General features: G+C 33.8%; 22 protein-coding genes. 11 read left to right on the top strand and 11 right to left on the bottom strand.

Features of this window, described 5'->3' with window-relative positions; all coding sequences use genetic code 11:
* Positions 1 to 11: 11 nt before the first annotated feature.
* On the bottom strand, positions 12 to 557 hold the full coding sequence (locus tag LXH21_RS01520; RefSeq protein WP_239862121.1) for an AAA family ATPase: 546 nt from the start codon (positions 555 to 557) through the stop codon (positions 12 to 14).
* A gap of 151 nt (positions 558 to 708) precedes the next feature.
* Between LXH21_RS01520 and LXH21_RS01515 the strand changes: the two genes are divergently transcribed.
* The 4 genes from LXH21_RS01515 to LXH21_RS01500 all read left to right on the top strand — a co-directional run bounded on the left by LXH21_RS01515 (position 709) and on the right by LXH21_RS01500 (position 4,139).
* A complete protein-coding gene (locus LXH21_RS01515; protein ID WP_239862119.1) occupies positions 709 to 993 on the top strand; it encodes a DUF493 family protein in 285 nt (94 codons plus the stop codon).
* Positions 994 to 1,081: 88 nt separating this feature from the next.
* The gene (locus tag LXH21_RS01510) at positions 1,082 to 1,804 is read left to right on the top strand and encodes a DUF4290 domain-containing protein (RefSeq protein ID WP_239862117.1); all 723 of its coding nucleotides are present in this window, start codon (positions 1,082 to 1,084) and stop codon (positions 1,802 to 1,804) included.
* A 71-nt stretch (positions 1,805 to 1,875) separates the two neighbouring features.
* Positions 1,876 to 3,189 carry a UDP-N-acetylglucosamine 1-carboxyvinyltransferase gene (murA, locus tag LXH21_RS01505; RefSeq protein WP_239862115.1) on the top strand — a complete coding sequence of 438 codons (1,314 nt, stop codon included), beginning with the start codon at positions 1,876 to 1,878 and terminating at the stop codon, positions 3,187 to 3,189.
* Between the two features lie 83 nt (positions 3,190 to 3,272).
* Positions 3,273 to 4,139: a cation diffusion facilitator family transporter gene (locus LXH21_RS01500; RefSeq protein ID WP_239862114.1), complete on the top strand. Its 867-nt coding sequence runs from the start codon at positions 3,273 to 3,275 to the stop codon at positions 4,137 to 4,139.
* Positions 4,140 to 4,392: 253 nt separating this feature from the next.
* Here LXH21_RS01500 and LXH21_RS01495 read toward each other — a convergent pair whose 3' ends face one another.
* The 3 genes from LXH21_RS01495 to LXH21_RS01485 form a co-directional block, all read right to left on the bottom strand.
* The gene (locus LXH21_RS01495; RefSeq protein WP_239862112.1) at positions 4,393 to 5,958 is read right to left on the bottom strand and encodes a S41 family peptidase; all 1,566 of its coding nucleotides are present in this window, start codon (positions 5,956 to 5,958) and stop codon (positions 4,393 to 4,395) included.
* 296 nt (positions 5,959 to 6,254) lie between these two features.
* Complete coding sequence (locus LXH21_RS01490) at positions 6,255 to 6,668, bottom strand: type II 3-dehydroquinate dehydratase (RefSeq protein ID WP_239862109.1); 414 nt, start codon at positions 6,666 to 6,668, stop codon at positions 6,255 to 6,257.
* 75 nt (positions 6,669 to 6,743) lie between these two features.
* Positions 6,744 to 7,310 carry a porin family protein gene (locus tag LXH21_RS01485; protein WP_239862107.1) on the bottom strand — a complete coding sequence of 189 codons (567 nt, stop codon included), beginning with the start codon at positions 7,308 to 7,310 and terminating at the stop codon, positions 6,744 to 6,746.
* 405 nt (positions 7,311 to 7,715) lie between these two features.
* Here LXH21_RS01485 and LXH21_RS01480 point away from each other — a divergent pair, with 405 nt between their 5' ends.
* The 4 genes from LXH21_RS01480 (at position 7,716) to xerD (ending at position 13,058) form a co-directional block, all read left to right on the top strand.
* Positions 7,716 to 10,013, top strand: coding sequence for an outer membrane beta-barrel protein (locus tag LXH21_RS01480; protein ID WP_239862105.1), 2,298 nt, complete (start codon positions 7,716 to 7,718; stop codon positions 10,011 to 10,013).
* 4 nt (positions 10,014 to 10,017) lie between these two features.
* On the top strand, positions 10,018 to 11,016 hold the full coding sequence (locus tag LXH21_RS01475) for an OmpA family protein (RefSeq protein WP_239862103.1): 999 nt from the start codon (positions 10,018 to 10,020) through the stop codon (positions 11,014 to 11,016).
* Between the two features lie 435 nt (positions 11,017 to 11,451).
* On the top strand, positions 11,452 to 12,078 hold the full coding sequence (locus LXH21_RS01470; RefSeq protein ID WP_239862101.1) for an outer membrane beta-barrel protein: 627 nt from the start codon (positions 11,452 to 11,454) through the stop codon (positions 12,076 to 12,078).
* A 77-nt stretch (positions 12,079 to 12,155) separates the two neighbouring features.
* On the top strand, positions 12,156 to 13,058 hold the full coding sequence (xerD, locus tag LXH21_RS01465; RefSeq protein WP_239863644.1) for a site-specific tyrosine recombinase XerD: 903 nt from the start codon (positions 12,156 to 12,158) through the stop codon (positions 13,056 to 13,058).
* Between the two features lie 111 nt (positions 13,059 to 13,169).
* Here the strand turns inward: xerD and rny are convergent, their stop codons facing one another.
* From rny to LXH21_RS01450, 3 genes are all read right to left on the bottom strand, one after another.
* Entirely contained in the window at positions 13,170 to 14,732 is a 1,563-nt protein-coding gene (gene rny, locus LXH21_RS01460; protein ID WP_239862099.1) for a ribonuclease Y, read from the bottom strand.
* A 160-nt stretch (positions 14,733 to 14,892) separates the two neighbouring features.
* A complete protein-coding gene (locus LXH21_RS01455) occupies positions 14,893 to 15,237 on the bottom strand; it encodes a cell division protein ZapA (protein ID WP_239862097.1) in 345 nt (114 codons plus the stop codon).
* A 5-nt stretch (positions 15,238 to 15,242) separates the two neighbouring features.
* Positions 15,243 to 15,533, bottom strand: coding sequence for a hypothetical protein (locus LXH21_RS01450; protein WP_239862095.1), 291 nt, complete (start codon positions 15,531 to 15,533; stop codon positions 15,243 to 15,245).
* 180 nt (positions 15,534 to 15,713) lie between these two features.
* On the opposite strand from LXH21_RS01450, the gene LXH21_RS01445 reads away from it, so the two are divergent.
* The 3 genes from LXH21_RS01445 to LXH21_RS01435 all read left to right on the top strand — a co-directional run bounded on the left by LXH21_RS01445 (position 15,714) and on the right by LXH21_RS01435 (position 20,706).
* On the top strand, positions 15,714 to 17,411 hold the full coding sequence (locus tag LXH21_RS01445) for a M23 family metallopeptidase (RefSeq protein WP_239862093.1): 1,698 nt from the start codon (positions 15,714 to 15,716) through the stop codon (positions 17,409 to 17,411).
* 53 nt (positions 17,412 to 17,464) lie between these two features.
* A complete protein-coding gene (locus tag LXH21_RS01440) occupies positions 17,465 to 19,888 on the top strand; it encodes a TonB-dependent receptor (RefSeq protein WP_239863642.1) in 2,424 nt (807 codons plus the stop codon).
* Between the two features lie 95 nt (positions 19,889 to 19,983).
* On the top strand, positions 19,984 to 20,706 hold the full coding sequence (locus LXH21_RS01435) for a hypothetical protein (RefSeq protein ID WP_239862091.1): 723 nt from the start codon (positions 19,984 to 19,986) through the stop codon (positions 20,704 to 20,706).
* Here the strand turns inward: LXH21_RS01435 and LXH21_RS01430 are convergent.
* The 4 genes from LXH21_RS01430 to LXH21_RS01415 form a co-directional block, all read right to left on the bottom strand.
* Positions 20,703 to 21,404 carry a hypothetical protein gene (locus LXH21_RS01430; protein WP_239862089.1) on the bottom strand — a complete coding sequence of 234 codons (702 nt, stop codon included), beginning with the start codon at positions 21,402 to 21,404 and terminating at the stop codon, positions 20,703 to 20,705. The genes LXH21_RS01435 and LXH21_RS01430 overlap by 4 nt on opposite strands.
* A gap of 153 nt (positions 21,405 to 21,557) precedes the next feature.
* A complete protein-coding gene (locus LXH21_RS01425; RefSeq protein WP_239862087.1) occupies positions 21,558 to 23,387 on the bottom strand; it encodes an ABC transporter ATP-binding protein in 1,830 nt (609 codons plus the stop codon).
* 140 nt (positions 23,388 to 23,527) lie between these two features.
* Positions 23,528 to 25,255, bottom strand: coding sequence for a phospho-sugar mutase (locus LXH21_RS01420; RefSeq protein WP_239862085.1), 1,728 nt, complete (start codon positions 25,253 to 25,255; stop codon positions 23,528 to 23,530).
* A gap of 146 nt (positions 25,256 to 25,401) precedes the next feature.
* Entirely contained in the window at positions 25,402 to 26,358 is a 957-nt protein-coding gene (locus LXH21_RS01415) for a glycosyltransferase family 2 protein (protein ID WP_239862083.1), read from the bottom strand.
* Between the last annotated feature and the right edge of the window lie 2 nt (positions 26,359 to 26,360).

Raw genomic sequence — 26,360 nt, 5'->3', positions numbered from 1 at the left:
TCCGAAATGTATTAAAGTTCGTTTTGAATCGCATTTAAAATATAAGCAGTACGATTTTCTATTGTATCTCTAGGAACTTCAATAGGGTCGTAGCCAAAACTTTTATAAGTGTCTACAATATGTTGGTGCACATCTAGTGCCTGCTCATAAGTTTCATAGCGGGCATCGTCAATTACATAAATTTCTTCCCATGGTGCCAACATAAAAATTTTGGTATACCTATGATCTTGGCAAGACGTCGTGAAATGTTCTGGGTAATCTTGTTTGGCAAAATGCATATAAGCAAGAATATCAGGCAGACCGCGATCTATAAAAACAGTTTTATCTGCTTCTTGAGTAGCTTCTTGATGTTGTTTTTGACGTCCTTCTAGTAGCAGCTGACTAAAAAGAAGAGGTTGTTCTAAAAAGAGTTGGTCAATTCCGTTTTTTTGAGCTTCCAAAGTTATTTCTCTCGAAATTTCGGGATAACAACAAAAGCCTTTGTCTTTCAATTCGTTAAGAATGGATGATTTCCCTGTTCCAGGTCCTCCTATGAGTAAGATGATGTTTTTTTGCACAGTTTTGAAATAAGGTTCAAAATTAAGGAAACTATTTGGTATTTTAAAAATAATGAGGTGCCTAATTATTGTTGTTTTGACAAAAAATCATATCTCATAGTCATTATTTACCATTTGAAAACGTATATTTGCTTTTATTTATAAAACGAGGATGGATAATAACACGGAAGAATTCTATGAAAGATTAAAAGCAGAGCTAGAAAGAAGTAATTCTTGGCCTGACTTATACTTATTCAAATTTATCGTTCCTACAGATGCTAGCAAAATCAAACAAATTGAAGATGCATTTGACTGTATGGGAGCAGTAATCAAAACGAAACAATCGAAAACAGCTAAATTTACTAGCGTTTCTGTAGATGTACAAATGAAGAACCCTCAAGAAATCATTGAAAAATACATCGAATTATCTACAATTGAGGGGATTATTTCACTGTAAATTGCGAAATAACATATTGGGTTGCGCTACAAAATTATCTGATTATACCAATTAAAGCTCGCGCTTAGATTCAAAATACAATTCACTTATGAATTCAAAATACCAAAAAGAGAATGCTAATGATGTAGTGTACCATTTAGAGTACAATGCAGAGAGAACGCATTTGATCATTCCAGAATATGGTCGTCATCTACAAAAATTAATAGACCAAGCAACGGCTATAGAAGATGTGGAGGAGCGCAATAAAGCAGCAAAATATATAATTCAAGTAATGGGAACTCTAAATCCTCATTTACGTGATGTATTGGATTTTCAGCATAAATTATGGGATCAATTGTTTATTATGTCCGATTTTAAATTGGATGTAGAATCACCATATCCAATACCTTCTAGAGAGGTTTTGCAATTGAGACCCGATATTTTAGAATATCCTCAAAACTACCCAAAGTACAGGTATTATGGTAATAATATCAAATACATGATTGATGTAGCCAATAAATGGGAAGACGGTGATATGAAAAGTGCCTTAGTAAAGGTAATTGCCAATCACATGAAGAAATCGTATTTGAGTTGGAACAAAGACACCGTAAAAGACGATGTAATTTTTGAACATTTATATGAGTTATCCGATGGTAAATTAAACTTGACGCAAAGTGATGAAGAGTTGATTAATACAACAGATTTGTTGCGTACCAACAAGAGGATTTCAAATAAAATAAGTACAAGTACAGCTCCAAAGATTCAAGTAAATAAAAAGAATCAAAATATAAAAAAGAGCTATACCAAAAACAACAACAATAATCAAAAATAAGAGCGTGATCTTGTCATTTTTGATGTGATAATAGAACTAAAAACAAAACAATAAATTTAACTCATACTACAATGGGAGTATTCAAAATTGAAGGAGGCATTCGTCTAAAAGGTGAAATTACGCCACAAGGAGCAAAAAATGAAGCATTGCAAATATTATGTGCTGTTTTGTTAACTTCAGAAAAAGTAACGATAAACAATATTCCTGATATTATTGATATCAATAAATTGATAAAACTCTTAGGGAATTTAGGAGTTAAAATTCACAAGAATGGTCATGGTTCTTATGATTTTCAAGCTGATGAAGTAAATGTTGGTTACCTAGAAACGGAAGCTTTCAAAAAAGAAGGTGGAGCGTTAAGAGGTTCGATTATGATTGTTGGACCATTATTGGCTCGTTTTGGTAAAGGTTATATTCCTAAACCAGGAGGAGATAAAATTGGTAGAAGAAGATTGGATACACACTTTGAAGGTTTTATCAACCTAGGAGCAAAATTCCGTTACAATAGAGAAGATCATTTTTATGGTGTAGAGGCTACAGATGGTTTGGTAGGAACAGATATGTTATTAGACGAAGCATCGGTAACAGGAACTGCAAATATTGTAATGGCTGGTGTTCTAGCAAAAGGGAAAACAACAATTTATAATGCAGCTTGTGAGCCTTACTTGCAGCAGCTTTGTAAAATGTTGAACTCAATGGGAGCGAAGATTACTGGAGTAGGTTCAAACTTATTGACTATCGAAGGTGTCGAAAGTTTGGGAGGATGTACCCACAGAATTTTACCAGATATGATCGAAATTGGTTCTTGGATTGGACTTGCTGCCATGACAAGAAGCGAAATTACCATCAAAAATGTAAGCTGGGATAATTTAGGTTTAATTCCGAACACCTTTAGAAAATTAGGAATTACTATCGAGCGTAGAGGAGATGATATTTACATTCCGTCGCATGTAGATGGGTATGAAGTAAAAACAGATATTGACGGTTCTATTCTTACCATTGCAGATGCACCATGGCCAGGATTTACACCCGATTTATTGAGTATCATTCTCGTTGTTGCAACACAAGCCAAAGGAGATGTTTTGATACACCAAAAAATGTTTGAAAGCCGTCTTTTCTTTGTCGACAAACTAATTGATATGGGGGCAAAAATTATGTTGTGTGATCCGCATAGAGCAGTGGTTATGGGACATGACTTCAAATCTACTCTTAAGGCAACAACAATGTCGTCGCCAGATATTAGAGCTGGAATCTCTTTATTAATTGCTGCACTTTCTGCAAAAGGAACTAGTACAATTCAAAATATCGAACAAATCGATCGTGGATATGAAAATATAGACGAAAGATTGAGAGCCATTGGAGCAAACATTATTAGAGAAGAATAATAAAATTAATAGAGTATACAATCGTTTAAATAATCTTTATGAATTTCAAAGAGGTTATTTAAACGATTTTTTTTTGAATATAGATGTCAAACCAAACCCAAGCCATACAAGCTACTTACTTCAGTATTATAGGAAATACAATATTGTCTATCCTCAAGGGACTGGCAGGTGTTTTCGGAAATTCCTATGCCCTAATTGCAGATGCTATAGAATCTACCACAGATATTTTTGCATCTTTTTTAGTTTTGCTAGGGATCAAATATGCTAGTAGACCAGCAGATGACAACCATCCTTATGGACACGGGAGAGCAGAACCATTAATTACTTTCTTGGTAGTCGGTTTTCTTATTGCATCTGCGGTCGTAATTGCATATGAGAGCATTATCAATATTAATACGCCACACCAATTACCAAAACCGTGGACTTTAATTGTTTTGGGAATCATCATCATCTGGAAAGAATATTCTTTTCGATTGGTCATGAAAAAGGCCATACAAATAAATAGTTCGTCATTAAAGGCAGATGCTTGGCACCACCGTAGCGATGCTATCACATCGATAGCAGCATTTATCGGAATTTCAATTGCTGTAATTTTAGGTAAAGGTTATGAAGCGGCAGATGATTGGGCGGCATTGCTTGCCTCAGGATTCATAGTTTATAATAGTTACATGATCTTTAGACCTGCACTAGGAGAGATTATGGATGAACATTTTTATGATGATTTGGTAATCGAAATTAGAGATATTGCTAAGGATGTGGATGGCATTATGGGAACCGAAAAATGCTTCATACGCAAGGCAGGAATGGTGTATCATGTGGATCTGCATGCAAGAGTAAACTCAGAAATTACCGTAAGAGAAGGGCATGAGCTAGCACATAAATTGCAAGACCATTTAAAATTAAAAATTCCAAAGCTTGGAAGTATCTTGATTCATATTGAACCAGATTAATAGTGCCAAATTATTTTGGGCGTAACCCGCTAAATGCCGATGTCTTGAGAGCGGGTCAGGCTGTACGCTGTATCTTTTTTTCGGCAGAAAAAGCCTCAAAAAAGGATGCCGCTTCCATCCTTTACGCAACAAAAAGCATTATAGACTACTTTACTATTCTAGGGGAACTAGTTCTTAAAAGTATAGATGTAATGACTGCATATTTCTGCAAAATAAATTAAATTCTACAATGTATACAAGTTTTGATAAGGTGCTAATTGTCGTTTTTAGTATCTTCCAAAATCCACTCTAACTCAGGATCTCTGCCAGTAAGTAGGTCTTCTAAAGTAGGATCAATTTCTTGATCAGGGAAAATACCGTATCCATCAATGGTTGTCAAATAATAAGGCTTCATATTCATAATACCTATTCTAATTTTTAAATGCGAATTGGGTAATCGATATACGGGCATAAAACCAGCTACCGTACCATTGTAAGCACCGCCAGTTTCCTCACCTACAAATGTTGCTCTATTTGATCCCTTCAAATTTGACGATAAAAGACTTGATGCCGAAAAGCTACCGCCGTTGATAAGTACATAAATATCGCCTTTGAACACATTATTTTTTAAACTGCGTTGTCTTGTCTCGGTTGTGTAATAATTTTTTCCTTTATCGTCTTTGTGTACTGTGAGTAATAAATAGGTATAAGCAAAAGGAGCAAAGATTGTTTTCAGAATTTTTACTGGAATAGATCCTCCATTCCAGTAAGCTCCTTTAAGCAAACTTTTGCTAGAGACTACCTCTGTTTTTTGTAAGAACCTAAAATTAGTTTTGGACAAGTAAGTATAGAGATAGGTGATTTCGCTAAGCCTTCCGCCGCCGTTGTTACGTAAGTCAAGAATTAAAGTTTTTGTTTTATGATCTTGAAGCGATTTAAAACTTTGTTTATAGAACCGTTTGTAGTTTCCATTTGTAAATTTTCTAATTTTCATGAGAGCAACACTACTATCTTGCTGCATAAAATCTAAATTGCGATTGAAATTTTTATCCTCTTCATTATAACCATTTGTTTTTTTCTTCTTCTTAAAAATTTTTAAATTTTCTTTTTGATTTTCAGTTTTTACAATTTTAGTTTTCTCTTTCTTCGTAGTATCTGCTTCGGCTCTCCTTATAATTGTAGAATAGATAGAATCTTTGTATTTAAATTGATATTCTAAACTATCTTTTATACCATTTTCTATCGTGAAAAAACCCGGGAACCGTTTGGCTGCTTGTAATTTTTTAAAAGTTGTATTGTACCCGTCAGAACTATAATAATTAGTGTACTGTGCAATTAAATCACTTGGATTTATATCATTTATAGCGAGCACTTCCGTTCCAGCTAATACGGATTTGTTTGATGATTTGTTTTTAGTTACGTACAACTTATTATCAATGTAGTCAAATTCAAATTGAGAAAGTGGTCCTCGGCCTTTCTTTAGTAGCTCTTTCGTCTCTTTTTTTGTAAATGCAACAGTGGGGCCGTATAATTGCGTATGTCCTTGATGAACGCTAGCAACTATAGGGCTTAATTTTTTGTAAAAATCAACTGGTTTTAAAGGTATGGTGATTGTCTTTTTAAGACTGTCAAATTTGAAATCCAAAGTTTTCTTATCAACATATCCGTACAAATTAGGATGTAATTGTTGGAGCTTCTTATAGGTGTAGTCAATATCTGAATGCAATTGTTGAACAGTAACGAGTTCTTGCAAGTGTTCGTTATACCTCTTGACCGAATTGCATTGAACAAAGAATAATATAATAAAAACGCTTGCTACTATTTTATTTATAAACGGCATATCGTAATGAAGATTATTGGAGGTGTCTGTAGGATAAAGATTTTAATTAAACTGAAATAAATACTGATAATGCTGTAATAATAAGTAGTGTTATCTCAATTTAATACCCCTGATAGAAGTGATAGCCCCGACTGAAAAAGTTTATTTTTACGGGAAGTATAGAGCGACCAACGGAAGCTCCTATAATGACCTAGTAAAAAATACTTTTGAAAAAGGGCTAAAACGGATAGCAGGATGAGGTACAAAAAAACGAGCTAGAAAATGGATTCAAACTCGTTCTGCTACTATGCTATTTCTTATAAAAAAGATTGGATGGCTAAATCATAACTTTTTAATCCAAATCCTAAAACTACTCCTTTTGCATTTCCGGAAATATAGGATTGATGGCGAAAGCTTTCTCTAGAAAAAGTGTTAGAAATATGTACTTCAATGACTGGAGTAGTAATTCCTTTTACAGCATCTCCAATTCCGATTGAGGTATGTGTATAGGCTCCTGCATTCAAGATAATGCCATCGTATGTAAAACCAAACTCTTGAATTTTGTCTATTAATTCGCCTTCAATATTACTTTGGTAATACACAAAACTTACGTTGGGGTATTTAATTTGTAAGCTAGTAAAATATTCTTCAAAGGTAAGGCTACCATATATTTCTGGTTCTCTTTTGCCTAGCAGGTTTAAGTTAGGCCCGTTAATAATGCAAATTTTCATATTTGATATTTTTGTAAAAATAAAAAAACCGTTCCAATTAAAGAACGGTTTTGTATTATTTTGTCTGGGATTTTCTTAGAAAAGAATTCCAGCAGAAATTTGAAATGTTGAATTTTTTGTTTGTGCATCTTTACTCGCTTCTGTAAGTCCTAGACCGTATCTAGCTTGTAAAAATAAATTGTTTGTTACGTTTAATCCTAAACCAACTACACCAGCAAATTCAAAAGTTTCAGATTCTTTGTAGTCAAATTTGTTTCTCTCGCTTAATAGGAACGACGCTTGAGGACCAACTTCTAATGAAAGGCTGTTATTTAAATAAATTTTTGCAAGAACAGGAATCGAAATATATCCCAATTCATTTTTAAATTCTTCTGTAGCGTTTTTATACGTTGCTCCCTGTGTAGAGTATAAAAGCTCAGGCTGAATAGCAAAGTTTTCAAATAATTTAACTTCAGCAACTAAACCAGCGTGATAGCTTGTTATTGCTTCTTCTGTATCATAATTATCAGAATTTAAAGTAATATCTGTTCCGTTTTGGTTGGCATAGTTGATACCCCCTTTTACACCAAATCGAATCGATTGTGCCTGAGAGATCATTGTTGTACCAAGTAATAATGCAGCGAATAGAATTGTCTTTTTCATAAATTTAAATTTGAAGTTAATTTCGATGCAAGGTAAAACTCTTAAATCGCAAATTTGTTGTGTAATTATTCAAATATATTATACAATCCCCATTTGGATACTTTTTAAATATTATGTTATTATTTTAGAATAATTAAGGTTTAGTTCACTTTTAATAACCTGGAATTAAGCATTTGTCAAGCACACATTAAACTTATGTAAGATTCAAAAGTAATTATGTAAGATGCAACAATCCCTTGTAGCTTATTTTTGTAGAACAATTTATTTATAGAAAACATTAACAATTGATGTCAAGATTTTACCACTCTAAAATCATACTAATAGGTAGCATTTTGATAAATGAACATGATTTTTTCTATAATAAAAAACAGACAAAAATATTTAATAAAAATTAAATTCAACAACATGAAGAAAATTATTACTATTTGCGCGTTGGCATATCTTGGAATTGACGCAAATGCTCAGATGAAAGATGTAACGGTTACATTGCAGCCAACTGCAAGTTACAACTGGTTTGACAAAAACGCAGCGATCGAAGATGGTGTTATGTATGGTGGAAGACTAGGATTTGGATTTGGAGAGTCTGTAGAGCTTAGAGGACTTTATGAAAAATCGGCTGACTTGAAGAATACAGTTAGTAATTTTGACATTTTTACAGATGATTTTGTCAATAATTTTAATGCACGTTCTGTAGATATTGAGCGTTTTGGTGGAGAGATAAAGGCAAATATTCCAACACGTGGAACATTTGTACCTTATTTTACATTAGGTGCCGGTGTACAAAAATTAACTGTTGACATTAATGCAGACGATGCTCCGCAAACAGAGTTGAAGTCGGAACAGACTTATGTAAACTTAGGTTTAGGAACTCAAATTAAACTAGGGACAAGATTATTTTTAAATTTAGAGGTTAAAAATACGGTCTTTAATTTAAATCCCAATTCTATCTTATATCAAGATGGGCCAAATCAAAGTGAATTTGAAGGCTTGTTAGGAAGTGATAATAATTCAAGAATGTCTAACTGGTCTGCTTTAGCAGGTTTACAACTTTATTTAGGTGGTCGTGCTCCAGAAGAATTGAGCCCACTAGACAGAGCTTATCGTAATAAATATTCAGGAGGATTAGGAGGCTTTAAATTAATTTTTGAACCTGCTGGTGCTTATATTAATTTCGATAATGATACTAATTTAAGAGATACTTATCTTTTAGGAGGTAAAGTTGGATTTGATTTGAATCAATATGTAGGTATTAGAGGGTATTACTACAGAGCAACAAATAATGAGCAGTTATCATTTGATTTTGATGATGTAGCTATGTATGGTGGTGATTTTATTGCTAAGCTAAATGTTTCTCGTGGTCTAGTACCTTACCTAACTGTTGGTGGAGGATACTTAAATGTAAATGATAGTTATGTTGGTAAAGATAATTTAACGGGTGCTTCTTCTGGATACTTTGCAAAAGGTGGTGCAGGATTGAACATTCCAGTAGGTAGAAATGTTGAATTATTTGGTGATGCTAGTTTCATGTTTACATCTGACCGTGCTGATGATGATTTACAAAATACTGTATCTCCAGACGAATTGAAGCAACACGTATTGTATACAGCCGGAATACGTTTCCAATTAGGAAAGAAAGCAGACGATACGGATCAAATTTTACAAAATGAAATTGATCAAAAAGTTAAAGCTGAAACGAAAGTTTATGAAGACCGAATAGATGATCTTGAATCTGAATTAGCAAAAGCTTACAAAAATAATGATACGCAAAAAGCGGTAGAAATTATTGAGGAGAAGAAAGAGCTTGAAAGATCAATCGAAGTTGAGAAACGTAGAACTGATATGAAAGATTCTAAATCTTACAACGAAGATAAAAGAGTAAATGAGTCTAGAGTTGAAATGACGCCGAAAGAATTAGAGAGTATGATTGACAAAGTAATTCAAGGTGTTGATGAAGATTCTCGCAAAGTACAAACAACAGACCAACGTATGGATCGTCTAGAGAAATTATTGCTAGAGATTAATACAGGAACATACAGACAAAACCTATCTCCTGCAGTGCAAGATGATGCTTCTCAAAAAATTCTAGATAAGTTGAATGAACTTAACAGCAAAGTTGATCGCAATAGCGATAAAATCAACAACCTTGGTGATACACAAAACCAAAGTCAAGATAAAACAGTTGTAATCTCTTCTGGTCAACAATCACCTGCATTACCTCAAACTTTGCAACAAGCTCCAACTACAGTGCAAACTGATAGTGATGGTAACACAAAAGTTACCTCTGATAATAGTAAGCAAGGTGTCGTTACTGGATTGGTTGTTAATGAAGGAATGTCATTGTTCACAGGTGTAGTTGTTGCAGAGGATGTGTCTATGATCGTAGGTATTAGAGGAAATTATAATTTTACTAATTCAAACTTTAGATTTATGCCAGACTTATATATTGCTCCAGGTAAAGACACAGGATTTGGTATTAATGCCAATGTAGCTATGCCATTTGCAGTAAATCAAGGAATCATTGGTGAGCCATATGTAGGATTGGGTTTAGGATATAATGACGCAGTAGGAGAAAGTACTTTTAGTCCAAACGTAATTTTAGGCACAACTTTTAATGTACTTGGAGGTAAGTTATACGCAGATTACACAGCACACAACTTTATCTCTATTCACCAAATATCTTTAGGGTATAAATTAAACTTTTAATAAGATGATGAAATCAAGCATAGTAGTAAAAATGAAAATACTGGTACCATGCATGTGCATCTTATTTTCAGGTAGTCTTCTAGCGCAAAGCGAAGAGACTTCAGAAAAAAGTACCATTGTTATGACAAAAGCAGAACTGAACTCATTTTTGAGTACGGTTGCTGAGGCGAGACGAACTCAATTGCAAGAAAGAGAAAGTAGACAAGTTAAGCAAGATTTGGCAGATTTAAGGTTAAAATACCAACAAGCCAATCAAGTTGATACTTATAGTAATAATTCTATTTCAAACCAGCAGTTGTTAAGAGAATTAAATTATCTAAATCAAAGAATTGATAATCTTACTTATGGTAACAACAGCTCACTAGGAGCAGGTAGAAATAATTCAACATTCGTATTGCCTAGCGGATCTAGTGCTAGTCCTGCTTATACTCAGGGTACTGTGGGTACACAGACCATAGTGCCAGGTAATAATTCTAAGATAAAAGAATTAGAAGCAAAGATTGACTCTTTGAGAAATGCTAAACCATTAGTAAGTAATTTTAATGGAAATGGAATGGCTAATGATAGCTTAGCTGCAATGAAAAATCAATTGTCAAAAGTAAAGAGACAAATGGATGATTTGCAAGCTAAAATTAAAGCTTCTGAAAATAAAGCTCCAGTGGGTGCCGCGTCAAATAGCAATAAAACTTATTTGAAGCAGCAAGTTTATTTCGATAATAATTCAGAAACTTTAAATGATGAGTACCTTAAATATATTCAAGATTTAACTCAAATCTTGATCGAATATCCAGAGGCAAACATTATGTTAGAAGGTTGGGCTAGCCCAGTTGGAAATTCGGCTTACAACAAACAACTTTCTATGCGAAGAGCAGATGCAGTTAAAAATGCTTTTGTAAACAATAGGATTGATGCTGCAAGAATTTTATCTTCTTTTAAAGGAGAAGACAAAAGCTCATCAGCACAGCATGCTAGACGTGTAGACATGTCTATCATTTTACAATAGCTTTCAAAATACGTCTACAATTAAAGTAAAACCTCTCGTTACGAGAGGTTTTTTTTATGCCATTTATTAATAAAATTTCTATATATTCACTATACACTCATAACGACAAAAGTAATGGTACTATGTGTCAATATGAACTATAGACAAGAAAGGAAAAAAGTTATGTAATTGCTGAAGATACAAATTATGTCATATTCTTATTATATTACTATTCCGATTATGAATTACAGAGTCAGTAACGTGTATTTTTGAAGTATATATTTTGTGTTATCATTTTGTTAAGGTTTTTTTAAGTTTTTGAATGAAATTATTGATTTTAAATAACTTAGTAATGTGAGGTAATTTTCCTAATGTTAAATAAGTGTTTAATAAAAAAAATGTAGTCTTTTACCTTTGTTTAATTATCTAAATTTGGGAAAAAAAACAAATAATAACATGAAAAAAGTAATTTTATCTGCAATTGCATTATTGGCAATTACGTTCGCGAATGCACAAGACAGTAGTGCAAAAGAGTATGGTTTTACAGAAGGAAACGTTTTGGTTGAAGGTAATTTAGGTTTCAACTCTACAAACAATAACAATACTGATGTAAAGACAAATTCTTTTATTTTCTCACCAAAAGCGGCTTATTTTTTAACAGACAAGTTCGCTGTAGGAGCTCAAGTTGGTGTTGGTTCTAGTACAACTGAAACAGCTGGCGTTGATACTTCTAAAGGAACTGACTTTTCTGCGGGTGTTTTTGGTCGTTACTATTTCTTAGATTTAGGACAAAGATTTAAAACGTATGCAGATGCAGGTGTTGATTTCGGAAGTTCTAAAGCAGGAATAGGAGCTGCTGAGGTGAAAGCAAATGGCGTTTCAGCAGGTGTCGGTCTAGGTTTGAACTATTTCGTTACACAGCGCGTAGTTTTAAATTTTGCTTTGAGAAATATATTGAGCTATAGTACTGCAAAAGTAGATGCTCCAGGAGCTAAAAGTGTATCAAGCTTTGGCTTTGATTTAAACGGAAACGTTGCTAATCCTTTCGCTTCAGGTAGTTTTGGTGTAGGATACGTTTTCTAGCAAAAAACCACTTTGAAATACAAAACCTCTCCATTGGAGAGGTTTTTTTATGACTAAAAATGTTGTTTATTTGCAAGATGGATTGGACTTCTTATATTAAAAACTATCAATCGTATCTCAAGATAGAACGAGGTTTGTCAAAAAACACTGTAGCTAATTACTCTTTTGATATCGAACGTTTGTGTCAATTTTTGCAGGCAAACGGTATTGTAGTTTCTCCTATAAAAATCAAAGAAGAAACTCTTCAGCAATTTGTATATGACGTAGCTACACAAGTAAATGCGCGTTCACAAGCACGAATTATTTCGGGACTTAAGAGTTTTTTTAGTTACCTGATATTTGAAGATTACCGCACAGATAATCCTTTAGAATTAATTGAAAGCCCCAAGACGGGTCGAAAACTTCCGGACACGTTGGCTATCGAAGAGATTGACGCATTGATTGCGGCTATTGATTTAAGCACTAATGAAGGCGAGCGCAATCGTGCTATGTTAGAGGTATTGTACGGCTGTGGTTTGCGTGTTTCTGAATTGGTCTCTCTCAAAATCTCTGACTTGTTTTTTGATGAAGGCTTTATTAAAGTGACGGGAAAAGGGAATAAGCAACGATTCGTTCCAATTGGAGAATTAGCACAGAAATACATCCAGATATATAGAGATGCTATTCGATCTCATATCACGATTAAAAAAGGTTTTGAGGATACTTTGTTTTTAAATAGAAGAGGAGGGCAGTTAACTCGAGCAATGATCTTTACAATTATAAAAAACCTAGCAACCCAGGTCGGACTTCGTAAAAAAATTAGTCCACACACATTCCGACATTCTTTTGCAACTCATTTATTAGAAAATGGTGCTGATCTACGGTCTATTCAATTAATGCTTGGTCATGAATCAATTACAACTACAGAGGTTTATCTGCACTTGGATAGGAGCTTCTTGGCTGAGGTTATGAATACCTATCATCCTAGAAAAAAAGAATAGTTAAAACTGAAAGTTATACTGCCTTTTATCCCATAAAAAAACACCTGCTAAATATAGATTTAGCAGGTGTTTGATACTTTTATTGTTGGTAGTTATATTTAACCGTATCGATTACTTCGCGATATTTACCGCTCTAGTTTCTCTAATAACTGTGACTTTAACTTGACCAGGATAAGTCATTTCTGTCTGAATTTTTTGCGAAATCTCAAAAGATAACGTAGCTGCATTGTCATCAGATACTTTTTCACTTTCTACAATAACACGTAATTCTCTACCGGCTTGAATAGCGTAGGCATTTTTTACACCATTAAATCCGTAAGCCACTTCTTCAAGATCTTTTAAACGTTGGATGTAAGAGTCTAATACTTGTCTTCTCGCACCTGGTCTTGCGCCTGATATAGCATCACACACTTGGATGATAGGAGAAAGCAAAGATTTCATTTCGATCTCATCGTGATGCGCTCCAATTGCATTACAAACCTCTTCTTTTTCACCATATTTCTCAGCCCATTGCATTCCCAATAAAGCGTGAGGTAAATCACTTTCTGCATCTGGCACTTTACCAATATCATGAAGTAAACCAGCTCTTTTGGCCAATTTAACATTCAGACCTAATTCCGCTGCCATAATACCACAAAGTTTAGATACTTCTCTAGAGTGTTGTAGTAAGTTTTGACCATAAGAAGAACGGTATTTCATACGTCCCACTACCTTAATTAACTCTGGGTGTAAACCGTGAATTCCAAGATCGATTACGGTACGTTTACCAACTTCGATAATTTCGTCGTCAATTTGTTTCGCAGTTTTCGCAACTACTTCTTCAATACGTGCCGGGTGAATACGACCATCTGTAACCAATTTGTGAAGAGCCAATCGAGCAATTTCTCTACGCACTGGATCAAAACAAGATAAAATAATCGCTTCAGGTGTATCATCAACAATGATTTCAACTCCTGTAGCGGCTTCTAGTGCGCGAATGTTTCTACCTTCACGACCAATAATTCTACCTTTTACATCGTCAGACTCAATGTTGAAAACAGATACACAATTTTCAACTGCTTCTTCTGTTCCAACTCTTTGGATCGTATTAATTATGATTTTCTTAGCTTCTTGTTGTGCAGTTAATTTAGCTTCCTCAATAGTGTCTTGAATATGAGACATTGCTTTTGATTTTGCTTCAGCTTTTAAGCCTTCTACTAATTGGTTTTTTGCATCATCGGCAGACAAACCTGAAATTACTTCTAGTTGTTGTAGTTGACTTTTGTGTAGTTTTTCAACTTCAACCTGTTTTTTCTCTAAGATTTCAATTTTTGAACTTAATTCTGTTGTTTTGCTTTCAAAATCATCGTTGATTTTTTTAGCTTTTGATAATTCATTTGAGATTTGAGATTCTTTATCTCTCGTTCTTTTTTCTACTTCAGCTACTTTTTTATCTCTCGATAAAATAACCTGTTCGTGTTCTGATTTTAATTCGATAAACTTCTCTTTTGCTTGAAGTATTTTATCTTTCTTTATATTTTCAGCCTCTAAATTAGCGTCTTTTAGTATCGAAGAAGCTTCTTTTTTAGCGTTTTTGATTAGATTAGAGATGTTGCTTTTTTCTATCAATTTGGCTATGCTAAAACCTATTGCAATACCTATAATCCCTGAGATGACGATTGTTACTATGTCCATGTTTGTTTAAAATTTATATATAAAAAAAAGCCTACATTAATTGCTTGTATAAACTCGAGTATGACAAGTTTTGAGCTAACTCACTGTTCAAGTTTTCCTGACGAATCGGGACGTACTCTAGTAGCGATGACTTGCTCATTCTAATTTGTTAGTGTTGAGTTTACCAATTGTGAACTAATGTAGGCAGTATCTTAGTTAATGTAAAGAACGTGTTTTTATCGAGATATTCGTCTAGTAACGCATTGATTTTATTTAATCTATCCATGGTTTCGTCTCCGTTGATAGCATTGTCAATTTGTTTCTGTTCGACTTGAGAAGCAAATTGTAAAGCGCACATGGCTAATACATCTTGCTTATCGCGAACAGCATAATTTTCTTCAAACTGCTTAATCATTGTATCAATTTTTTTTGAAGCACTTCTAAGTCCTTCTTCTTGAGAGAACTCTACCGTTAATGGATAGACTCTGTCTGCAATCGATATTTTTATTTTAAGCTTTTCGTCCATATTTATTAGTCTGCTAGCTGCGCTATGCAATAATCAATTTCGCGAATTAATGAATTTATTTTAAGCTTTGTATCTCTTTTGTTTTCATCGCTGCCCAGTAATGAGTTTGCCATCCTGAGTGTTTCATTTTGCGCTTTTAACGCTTCAATCTCAGTATTCTGAGTTTGAATGGTTTGTGCAGACTTTGTCAATTGGATATGTAATTCTTGAGTGTTTTTTTCTAAATTTTTTATTTTTAGAATCAGTTTTTCAACTTTATTTTCAAGAGTATCAATTATTGCTGCAATTACACTCATTCTATTTCCTAATTCATTACTTAATATTACAAATTTAGTATTAGTTTTTATTATTACAATATTTTATTGGTTTTTTTATTGTAAAAAAGGCAAATTGTTGTAATGTAATTGGTTACGATTTATGTTTTTTTTTATTTAGCAATCCGAATTACTTTTTTTATCTTAGCAAAAATGTAAAGAATGAGATTTTATAATTTATTACTCCTGTTTTCCACTATTTTAATTGCTCAAACTGAATATCCCAAAAACTATTTCGGACTACCCGTCGATATCCCTATTTATCTGTCCGGAAATTTTGCAGAGCTACGTCCCAATCACTTCCATGCGGGGTTTGATATAAAGACGAAGGGTAGAGAAGGGGTAGAAGTACACTCAGTTGCAGATGGTTTTGTTTCTAGAATAAAAATTTCTCCTTATGGAAATGGAAGCGCTATCTATATCGATCATCCCAACGGTTATACTTCTGTTTATTGCCATTTGCAACAAGCAAAGGGCCCAATAGCAGATTATATTAGAAAAACACAGTACAAAGAAAATTCTTTTGAAATTGAACTTTTTTTAAAATCAGATGTGTTGCCTGTAACAAAAGGTGACTTGATAGCTTTAACCGGAAATACGGGCTCGTCTCAGGGGCCTCATTTGCATTTTGAATTTAGAGATACTAAGACGGAGAAAATTATTAATCCATTATTATTTGGTTACGATTCTGTTTTGAATGATACTCGTAAACCAACTGTTGCCGCTTTATATGTATATCCAATTGATGATAATACAACAGTTAATAATTCGAAAAGGCCGCTATTACTTAATTTATCTTTACAAAAAGACGGTTCTTATCTGGCTAATAAAGTAGTTGCTAATGGTAAAATTGGTTTTGGAGTTACAGCCGAAGATTACGATGCCGCATCCTATAGTAAGAATGGTGTTTATAAAATTCAATCATACCTAAATGGAAAACCAAGTTTTGGATTTCAAATGGATACGTATTCTTTTGACGAAATGCGATACATCAATGCATTGATTGATTATCCCAAATACAGAAAGACGGGACAACGTGTACAAAAATTATTCATGACAACTCCATTTCCCCTCAGCATAATCACTGCAGATAGTGATAATGGTGTAGTAGATGTAAAACCTAATTTATCCAATGTTTACAAAATTGATGTTGCTGATTTTTTTGGAAATACGACCACAATCACTGTACCTATTAGTTATGATATGGTTAATGCTGTGATCGAAAAAGAAGTGGTAGAAGGAAATTATTTTGTTAAAGTAAAACGTGAAAACATATTTACGAAAGACAACTGGACTGTTACATTTCCCCCGGGAACCTTTTATGATAATTTCAATATGAATTTTGATGTTCGTGGAGATAATTTGTATTTACATGACGAGATGACACCTGTGCATTCAAGTTTTACAGTTGTAGTTGAAGACGACAAATATACCGATGCGGAAAAGGAGCAGGTGTATATTGCAGATGTTGATTCGAGAGGAAGGTTAGGTTTTAACTATACTACTAAGAAAGGAAATATTTATACTGCAAAAGTAAAATCGCTGGGCAGATATACGTTGGCAAGAGATACTTCAAATCCTACTATTTCATTAGGAAGGTCAATCGAAGGCAAATGGATAAGTTCTCAAAAATCATTAGATTTAACAATTAGTGATTCAGGTTCTGGAATTAAATCATACAATGGTTACCTTAATGGTGTTTGGGCTTTGTTTGAATATGATTATAAAACTAGAACAATAACACATAATTTCAGTGAAGGAATTGTAGCAGAAGGGGCAAACGAATTAAAGGTGGTAGTTGTTGATAACGTTGGGAATTCGACTACCTTTGAAACTCATTTTTTTAGAAGTCAAAAATAAATAACTATAGTTTGAGTATTCGTAACATAATTTTTGGTTGTATTGCCTTTGCAATGAGTTTAAATACTTTCGCTCAATCGGCTATTGTACAAGGTTTTATTTTGGACAAAGAGAATCGGCCAGTAAGCAATGTAAATATTTCTTATTTAAATTATAATGCCAATTCTAAATCGGATGGATTTTATTCGATAAAAATTCCATCAAACCAAAAAGTAACGCTTTCCTTTACACATATTTCTTTTAAGAAAACGGTAGTCACATTGAGTTTAAAAGCTTCTGAAGTTTATAATTTTAATGTGGTCATAAGTGATCAACAAGAACAAATGGGTGAGATTGTTGTTACAAACAATCGAAGACAAGTGCAAGGTGTAGTGACTATAGAGCCTGAACTAATTCGAAAAATGGCCGGAGCTAATGCTGGAATCGAAAATATTCTAAAAACGTTGCCAGGAGTAAATTCGAATAACGAGCTAAGTACGCAATATGCTGTACGAGGAGGTAATTATGATGAGAATTTAGTTTATGTAAATGAAATCGAAATTTATCGTCCTTTCTTGATCCGCTCGGGTCAGCAGGAAGGGTTGAGTTTTACCAATACCGATCTGGTTCAAAATGTTGATTTTTCTGCAGGTGGATTTCAAGCAAAATTTGGAGATAAATTGTCTTCAGTATTAGATATTACATATCGAAAACCTACGGAAGTAAGAGGGACTTTTGAAGCTAGTTTTTTAGGAGGTAGCGCCTCTTTGGATGCTATTTCGAAAAATAAAAAATGGACAGCAGTTACAGGTGTTCGCTATCGCAACAATAGTTTATTGGTCAATAGTCAAGACACTCAAACCAATTATAAGCCCACATTTGTCGATGTGCAAACAAATGTGAATTACAATGCATCTGATAAATGGAACTTTAACTTTTTGGGTAATATATCGCAAAACAACTATAATTATCAGCCATTATCGCGTGAAACAAAATTTGGTACGATAGACAAACCAATGGCGCTTACCGTATATTACGAAGGACAGGAGAAGGATAAATATGCTACTTATTTTGGAGCTTTTAAAACTACTTTTAAAGCTTCAGATACATTTACTCTAAAGTTTATAAGTTCACTTTTTCATACTACAGAGCAGGAGCATTTTGATATTCTAGCACAATACCGTTTAGGAGAAGTAGATACTTCAATAGGGTCTGATACTTATGGCAATGTTAGTTTTACAAGAGGTATAGGCTCACAGTTAAATCATGCTCGAAATGATTTGGATGCCTTAATAAGCAACACCGAAATCAAAGGGTTTCATGACTGGAAACAAAATTTAATAGAGTGGGGAGCAAAATACACTCGCGAATCTATAAGAGATAGAGTGATTGAGTGGGAAGTTATTGATTCTGCTGGGTTTGCTATAAATCCTCCTGATAAATTTTTGCCTACAAACGATCAGCCTTACACATCTTATGCAGGCCCTTTGGTTCCTTATAATGCAGTTAGGGCTATTAATAATAATTCTATCAATCGCTTTTCTGGGTATCTACAATGGAGTAGAAAAGATAAATTAGGAAATGCAGATGTATGGTATAACGCAGGAGTTCGTATTCATAATTGGTCGGTTGCAGGGACTAATGCTAGTGGGGAGGCACAAACAGTAGTGAGTCCTAGAGGGCAATTGGCGATTAAGCCGCAGTGGGAGAAAGATATGGTCTTTAGAGTCTCGGGTGGTATCTATCATCAGCCACCTTTTTATAGAGAACTGCGTAATGCAAATGGTGAAGTGCAAGCCGATGTTGAAGCTCAAAAATCAGTTCATTTGGTTTTAAGTAATGATTATAGTTTTAAAATGTGGGACCGCCCGTTTAAGCTGGTTTCAGAGGTATATTACAAATCGTTGTCAAATGTTAATACTTACACTGTAGATAATGTACGTATTCGTTACGCTGCTGCTAATGATGCTGTGGCTTACGCGCAAGGATTAGATTTGCGTTTAAATGGTGAATTTGTACCAGGAACTGAATCTTGGATTAGTTTTGGTTATTTAAAAACAGAAGAAAATAGTGCTGATAAAGGATATATTGCTAGACCTACAGATCAACGTTTAAAGTTTGCTTTGCTATTTCAAGATTACATGCCAAACATTCCATCAGTAAAATTATATCTCAATTTAGTTTATAATACAGGACTGCCGGGCGGATCTCCTGCCTATGCAGACCCCTATCTATATCAAAATCGTTTAAATGATTATAGAAGGGCAGATGTTGGATTCTTCAAGGAATTTATAAACAGTACTAAGCCTAGACCAACCAGTGGTTTGTTTAAAGATTTTAAAGAACTAGCGCTTGGTTTTGAGATTTTTAATATTTTTAATAATCAAAATGCGATAACCAATACTTGGGTGCGAGATGTATATACAAAGTCAGAATACGGAATACCAAACTATATGACTACTCGTGTATTTAATATAAAAATGACAATGAAATTGTAGCTTAAAAGTTTAATTTATTTATAAAAAGGAACAATAAACAGAATTTCATTTTTTAAATTGTTTACATTTGATTTTGTTTTAATAGGTAGGATATTATGAAGGATATAAAAATAGTTGTTTTAGCCGTTTTAGTTTTATTAGTAGCAAGTTGTAAAGAAGAGGTGGAGAAGCCAAAAGTAATTTACGACGGTGCTAATAAAAACAAACCGTACACAAAATTAGATTCAACTCAAGTGGCGATCGCAGACTTACCTATACAGATGGAAGGGACAGACTATTTGATTCATCCAGTTGGAGATTTGAGAGTATATGAAAAAGGTACTAAATCTCGCTATGGATCTTCTAGTGTTATAGATTTGAGTTTCACCATTTCTAATTTTGGAGAAGATGAAATCACAGGTTATCTTCAAAATTTGAAATTTCAAAAAGTTAGTTCAGATTCAATCAGACCTTTAACAGATAAAGCAATTTTGATTCAAACTGCATCTTATTTAAGTGGTATAGCAGATAAAACTAAAAATAAAATTTTGGTTTATACGTTGTTTGACATGGATTCTAATAGAGATGGAAAGTTAGACACAAGCGATATCAAAAGTTTGTATTTAAGTGATATTAGTGGTTCAAATTTTACTAAAATTTCAGTTGACTTAGAAGAGTTAATCGATTGGAGCCTGATAGAATCTCAAAACCGTCTGTATTTTAGAACTGTTGAGGATACTAATAAAAATGGTCAATTTGATAAAAATGACGTGCTACATTATAATTATATAGATTTGTCTAGTAGTTCTTGGGAGGTTAAAAGTTATAAGCCTATTTAAATTAAAATATCGCTTTCTAAATCTGATTTTTCAATATTAAAATCAAATCCTAATTCTTTTACTAATTGAATTACTAAATTTTTATACCAGTTTTCAGACTTGGGATGAATGTAGATGGTTTCGATCAATTGGTTGATGTCTACATTTATTTTTAAGCCGTCATTCAATTTTAAATTGTTTTCTGTTACATCTGTAAGGATACGTACCTCTCTCTCGTACTGAAAACTTTTTCTCTTGAATAGAAATGGGAAGAACATATCGTCAAACGGAATGTATTCTTTTTTGTAATCGATGTAATTTACTTCGCCAATATGTTGTGTGAAATTTTTCTCTTGGACTAAGCATTCTTGTAATCTTCCGATGGTGGACTGTATGGCTAAACCTTCACTATTTTGAGTAAATATTTGCCACATTGCAAATGATTCGTACTCATTAATATGCCAGCTACTAATGGCTACTTTTTCTCTATGCGTTTTGTAATATTTTAAAAAGTCAGGATTATCAGTTGATAGTCTTTTAATTTCTTCGTAGGTAGGTTCGCTAAAAGTACCTTCATACTGATCTTCAAATTTATCCGAACGAGACATAAATAGCTTTTTAGAAAGTAATAATTCTAAAAATTTGGACAGGTCTAAATATTTCCAAACTACAGTATCGTTATCGGAAGGTAACTTAATATTGGGATTGTGGATATACATTTTTCTTTTGCTAAACAGTTAATTACTGTGATTTAATCATATTGTCAAAATTGTAAAGAGTCATGATCATTCAAAGCAAAGTAAATTTGTAAATGCAATGCTATATGATTAAATCAACATAACAGGAAATATAGTCAAAGTTAAATAACTAACTTATGATTCTAATGACTGCATCGTTACCAATTTGTTATATGTTCCGTTGAATTGAATAAGTTGTTCATGACTTCCTTGTTCAACGATTTTTCCTTTTTGCATTACAATTATGACATCTGCTTTTTGAATGGTAGATAGACGATGCGCAATGACTATTGAAGTTCTGTTTTGCATCATGTTCTCAAGAGCGACTTGTACAAATTTTTCACTTTCGGTATCTAGGGCAGATGTGGCTTCATCTAAGATCATTATTGGAGGATTTTTTAGAACTGCTCTAGCAATTGATAAGCGTTGTTTTTGCCCACCAGAAAGCTTGTTTCCACTATCTCCAATGTTAGTATGAATGCCAAGGGGCAATGCATTTACAAACTCATATGCATTAGCAATTTTTAGCGCTTCTATAATTTCTTCGTCAGAAGCGTCAAGTTTTCCTAGCGAGATATTTGCTTTGATTGTATCGTTAAATAGAATACTGTCTTGTGTTACTAGCCCCATCATAGAACGCAGTGATTGAATGTTAAAGTCTTTGACATTTGTACCATCAATTTCGATGGTACCTTCATTAACATCATAAAAACGAGTCAATAAATTGGCGATGGTACTTTTTCCGCTTCCAGACTGACCTACTAGAGCGATAGTTTGTCCTTTTTTAACTTCTAGCGAAAAATCTTTTAATACAGTTTCGTCTTCGTATTTAAAATTAATATTTTTAATACTGATCACCGATTCAAAGGATGTTTTTAAAACGGCATTTTCTTTAGATTGTATAGGGTTTTCTTGGTCAAGAATTTCCAAAACACGTTCTGCTGCAGCATTTCCCTTCTTAACACTGTAAGAAGCTTTAGATATAGACTTGGCAGGTGTAAGGATGTTATAGGCAAGTCCCATGTAAGCGATGAAAGAAGCACCATTCAATGTTTTGTCAATTAGAACCATTTGACCACCATACCAAAGTAGAATGGTAATCACCATAATCCCCATAAATTCACTTGCTGGTGACGCTAAGTTTTGTCTGTTTCCGATGCTATTAGATAAAGTAAAAAAACGTTGTGTTGACTCTTGAAAAATACGATTGAAGTATTGTTCTGAGTTGTATCCCTTTACAACTTTAAGTCCGCCCAAAGTTTCCTCAATGGTTGATAGAAATATACCTTGTTCTTCTTGCGCTTTGGTTGATTTTTTCTTTAATTGCTTACCAATAAGCGAAATTACATAACCAGAAACTGGAATAAATATAAAAACAAACAATGTAAGCTGAGTGCTTATTGTGAGCATGGCTATGATGGTAAATACGATTGTCAAAGGCTCTTTTACAATCAATTCAAGTATTGATAAAAAAGAAGTTTGAACCTCATTTACATCGGCTGAAATTCGTGCAATTACATCTCCTTTTCTCTTTTCTGAAAAGAAAGCCAACGGAAGCTCTAAAGTTTTTTTATACATAGCATTACGCATATCTCTAAGAATTCCATTTCTTAGAAAAGTAATAAAAAACAAAGCCAAATAATCAGACAAGTTTTTTAATAGAAAGATACTGATAATGACAGCTACCATTATACTCAACGTTTGGCTTACACCATATGTCGCTGTAGTGTTTGTAATGAAATAACTTAAATAATCTTCTGCATAAGTTTTAAATTCCCATATACCCGTATAGGTAGGAACAATCGTATTTTTTTTCGTTTGATCAAATAATACCTGCATCATCGGAATTAATGACATAAAGGAAAGCGTGCTGAAAAGAGCATATAAAACATTAAAAAAGATGTTTAAGTAGGCGTATTTTTTATAAGGAATTATAAAAGAGAAGATTTTTTTAAAATTATCCATTCAGATAGTGTATTGTTATTTTGTGGACTTTATAACAGATTTAAAAGTAATTCAAATCGTTAGTGGTCAAATTAAGACCCGACTGCAAATTTAGTGAATTTACAGTCGGGTCTATGTATTTTACCGAAAAGTTGTGAACCCTAGTTCAATTGCATTCCAGTTATTATATTTTGTATTTTCTCATTCAAATAAGCATCTGTCTCAGTGAATTTATCAACCGATTCCAATTCCGTATTCACACTGATGTAGAATTTTATTTTTGGCTCTGTTCCACTTGGTCTAGCGCAAATTTTCGATCCGTCTTCAGTATAGTAAATTAATACATCTGCTTTAGGCATAGTAAGTTTTTCTACTTCTCCCGTTAAAAGATTTTTTGCTGTCGAAGCTTTGTAATCTTCGACCATGATAACTCTTTGACCGCTGATTTCCTTTATTGGATTTTCACGTAGATCAACCATCATTTTATTGATTTCAGCCAAACCATCCAGTCCTTTTTTTGTAAGCGAAATCAAATGTTCTTTGTAAAATCCAAAATCAACATAATGCTGAATTAATTCTTTGTAAGCAGAGCTTCCTTTTGCTTTTGCTTGGGCAGCAACCTCGCAAATCAATAAAGTAGCAGCAACTGCATCTTTATCACGTACAGCGTCACCAACCATATAGCCAAAACTCTCTTCACCACCACCAATAAATTTCGATTCTGGGAAATCTTTTACCATTTTGGCAATCCATTTAAAACCAGTCAAGCCACTTTTATATTCTACACCGTAAGCAGAAGCTAATTCCATCACCATAGGAGTAGAAACAATCGTAGAAGCAACAAATTGCTTACCGTCTAATTTACCTGCGTTTTTCCACTTTTCTAAAAGAAAAGCAGTCATTAAAATCATCGATTGGTTACCATTCAATAAAGTCATTGCACCTTCGTTGTTGCGCACTGCAACTCCAAGACGGTCACAGTCCGGGTCAGTACCAATTACAATATCAGCATTAATTTTATCGGCCAATTCTGTTGCCATCTTCAAAGCTTCTGGTTCTTCTGGGTTTGGAGATTTTACTGTTGGGAAATCACCATTTGGTACCGCTTGCTCTTCAACAATATTTACGTTTTTATACCCAGCTTGCTCCAAGGTTTGAGGAGTAACTGTTATTGATGTTCCGTGCAAAGAAGTAAAAACAATTTTTAAATCGTCTTTTGCAGCAGCAGGAGTATCAAAACTAGCGTTTTCAACTGTAGAGTCAATAAATGCTTTGTCAATATCCTTGTCGATATAATGTATCAAGCTTTCATTAGCTTCAAACTTGATTTGGTTGTATTTTAAGTTTTCGATTACATCAATAATAGTACCATCTTCTGGAGGAACAATTTGTCCACCATCTTGCCAGTACACCTTGTAACCATTATATTCTGGAGGGTTGTGAGAAGCTGTTAAAACAATTCCGCACTGACATCCCAAATGTTTTACTGCAAATGACAATTCTGGAGTAGGGCGTAAAGAAGAGAATAAATAAACTTCAACACCATTTGCCGAAAATACATCTGCTACGACTTTTGCCAAAGTATCACTATTGTGACGACAGTCAAAAGCAATTACAGCTTTTAAGGGTTGGTTTGGAAAGGCAATATGCAAATAATCAGCAAGACCTTGAGTGCTTTTCCCAAGCGTGTATTTGTTGATTCTGTTGTCTCCAGCACCCATTGTTCCGCGCATTCCACCCGTCCCAAATTCCAAACTTTTGTAAAAACTCTCTTCCAGTTCTTTTGGAGAATTAGCAATCAAAGCTTGTACTTCTTCTTGTGTTTTTGCGTCAAAAACAGGGCTCAACCACTCGTTGGCAGCATCCAAAATGTTTTGTTTGATTTCCATTTATTGTATGTTTTTAGTTGTTAGTATCTTTTTTAGGCATTTATCCTGCTCCTAACGCTTCGGTAAGTTCGATCATTTTCTAGCAGAAAAAAGCTGTAAAACGATTTCTCCCGACGCTTCGTGATTATTTAGGACTAGGACAATAGTTATAAATTAACCATTGTTGCAACCTTATATCTTTCTTCGTTATTTTTCGTCCTTAATATAATTTCACCTAGGAAACCAGCGAGGAACAATTGTGTACCAAGTATCATAGTTGTCAATGCAATATAAAACCACGGGTTGCTAGTAACCAAACTATATTTCATGCCATTATAGACATGGTAAAGTTTTAAAAAACCAATATAAGTCGTCGACAACAATCCGATTAGGAACATAATAGAACCCATTGCACCAAATAAATGCATAGGTCGTTTGCCAAATTTAGACAAAAACCAAATGGTAATCAAGTCTAAAAAGCCATTAATGAAACGTTCCATTCCAAATTTTGTCTCTCCGTATTTTCTAGCTTGGTGAATAACTACCTTTTCTCCGATTTTTCCAAATCCAGCATTCTTTGCCAAAACGGGAATGTAGCGGTGCATTTCTCCCGAAACTTCTACATTTTTGACTACTATGTTTTTATACGCTTTCAAGCCACAGTTAAAATCGTTCAATTGTACCCCCGACGTTTTACGAGCAGCCCAATTAAATAGTTTTGATGGAATGTTTTTTGCAACGACCGAATCATAGCGTTTCTTTTTCCATCCCGAAACCAAATCAAAATTTTGTTTTGTAATCATTTCATACAATCCTGGAATTTCATCTGGACTATCTTGTAAGTCAGCATCCATAGTTATGATAACATCACCTTTTGCTTGTGCAAAGCCGGCGTGCAATGCCTGTGATTTACCAAAGTTCTTCATGAAACGAATTCCCTTGATATTTGGGTTCACTTGAGAAAAACCTTCGATAATCGACCAAGAATTATCGGTACTACCGTCGTCCAAGAAAATTACCTCATAGGTATATTGATTAGCTTGCATCACTTTTATGATCCAATGGTATAATTCTTTAAGAGATTCTTCTTCGTTTAAAAGAGGAATGAGGATAGATAAATTCATTA

The sequence above is a fragment of the Flavobacterium algicola genome (assembly GCF_022399565.1).
GTDB lineage: Bacteria > Bacteroidota > Bacteroidia > Flavobacteriales > Flavobacteriaceae > Flavobacterium > Flavobacterium algicola.
The sequence above is the reverse complement of the archived record's forward strand: the minus strand, read 5'-3'. Positions and strand labels throughout refer to the sequence as shown.

What these genes read in the sequence shown, in the direction of transcription:
- LXH21_RS01420 (WP_239862085.1), bottom strand. Translation starts at nt 25,255, where the DNA reads ATGGAAATCAAACAAAACATTTTGGATGCTGCCAACGAGTGGTTGAGC.
- LXH21_RS01435 (WP_239862091.1), top strand. Translation starts at nt 19,984, where the DNA reads ATGAAGGATATAAAAATAGTTGTTTTAGCCGTTTTAGTTTTATTAGTA.
- LXH21_RS01500 (WP_239862114.1), top strand. Translation starts at nt 3,273, where the DNA reads ATGTCAAACCAAACCCAAGCCATACAAGCTACTTACTTCAGTATTATA.
- LXH21_RS01415 (WP_239862083.1), bottom strand. Translation starts at nt 26,358, where the DNA reads ATGAATTTATCTATCCTCATTCCTCTTTTAAACGAAGAAGAATCTCTT.
- LXH21_RS01490 (WP_239862109.1), bottom strand. Translation starts at nt 6,668, where the DNA reads ATGAAAATTTGCATTATTAACGGGCCTAACTTAAACCTGCTAGGCAAA.
- LXH21_RS01470 (WP_239862101.1), top strand. Translation starts at nt 11,452, where the DNA reads ATGAAAAAAGTAATTTTATCTGCAATTGCATTATTGGCAATTACGTTC.
- LXH21_RS01510 (WP_239862117.1), top strand. Translation starts at nt 1,082, where the DNA reads ATGAATTCAAAATACCAAAAAGAGAATGCTAATGATGTAGTGTACCAT.
- LXH21_RS01515 (WP_239862119.1), top strand. Translation starts at nt 709, where the DNA reads ATGGATAATAACACGGAAGAATTCTATGAAAGATTAAAAGCAGAGCTA.
- murA (WP_239862115.1), top strand. Translation starts at nt 1,876, where the DNA reads ATGGGAGTATTCAAAATTGAAGGAGGCATTCGTCTAAAAGGTGAAATT.
- LXH21_RS01485 (WP_239862107.1), bottom strand. Translation starts at nt 7,310, where the DNA reads ATGAAAAAGACAATTCTATTCGCTGCATTATTACTTGGTACAACAATG.
- xerD (WP_239863644.1), top strand. Translation starts at nt 12,156, where the DNA reads ATGGATTGGACTTCTTATATTAAAAACTATCAATCGTATCTCAAGATA.
- rny (WP_239862099.1), bottom strand. Translation starts at nt 14,732, where the DNA reads ATGGACATAGTAACAATCGTCATCTCAGGGATTATAGGTATTGCAATA.
- LXH21_RS01425 (WP_239862087.1), bottom strand. Translation starts at nt 23,387, where the DNA reads ATGGATAATTTTAAAAAAATCTTCTCTTTTATAATTCCTTATAAAAAA.
- LXH21_RS01430 (WP_239862089.1), bottom strand. Translation starts at nt 21,404, where the DNA reads ATGTATATCCACAATCCCAATATTAAGTTACCTTCCGATAACGATACT.
- LXH21_RS01495 (WP_239862112.1), bottom strand. Translation starts at nt 5,958, where the DNA reads ATGCCGTTTATAAATAAAATAGTAGCAAGCGTTTTTATTATATTATTC.
- LXH21_RS01450 (WP_239862095.1), bottom strand. Translation starts at nt 15,533, where the DNA reads ATGAGTGTAATTGCAGCAATAATTGATACTCTTGAAAATAAAGTTGAA.
- LXH21_RS01480 (WP_239862105.1), top strand. Translation starts at nt 7,716, where the DNA reads ATGAAGAAAATTATTACTATTTGCGCGTTGGCATATCTTGGAATTGAC.
- LXH21_RS01440 (WP_239863642.1), top strand. Translation starts at nt 17,465, where the DNA reads ATGAGTTTAAATACTTTCGCTCAATCGGCTATTGTACAAGGTTTTATT.
- LXH21_RS01475 (WP_239862103.1), top strand. Translation starts at nt 10,018, where the DNA reads ATGATGAAATCAAGCATAGTAGTAAAAATGAAAATACTGGTACCATGC.
- LXH21_RS01455 (WP_239862097.1), bottom strand. Translation starts at nt 15,237, where the DNA reads ATGGACGAAAAGCTTAAAATAAAAATATCGATTGCAGACAGAGTCTAT.
- LXH21_RS01445 (WP_239862093.1), top strand. Translation starts at nt 15,714, where the DNA reads ATGAGATTTTATAATTTATTACTCCTGTTTTCCACTATTTTAATTGCT.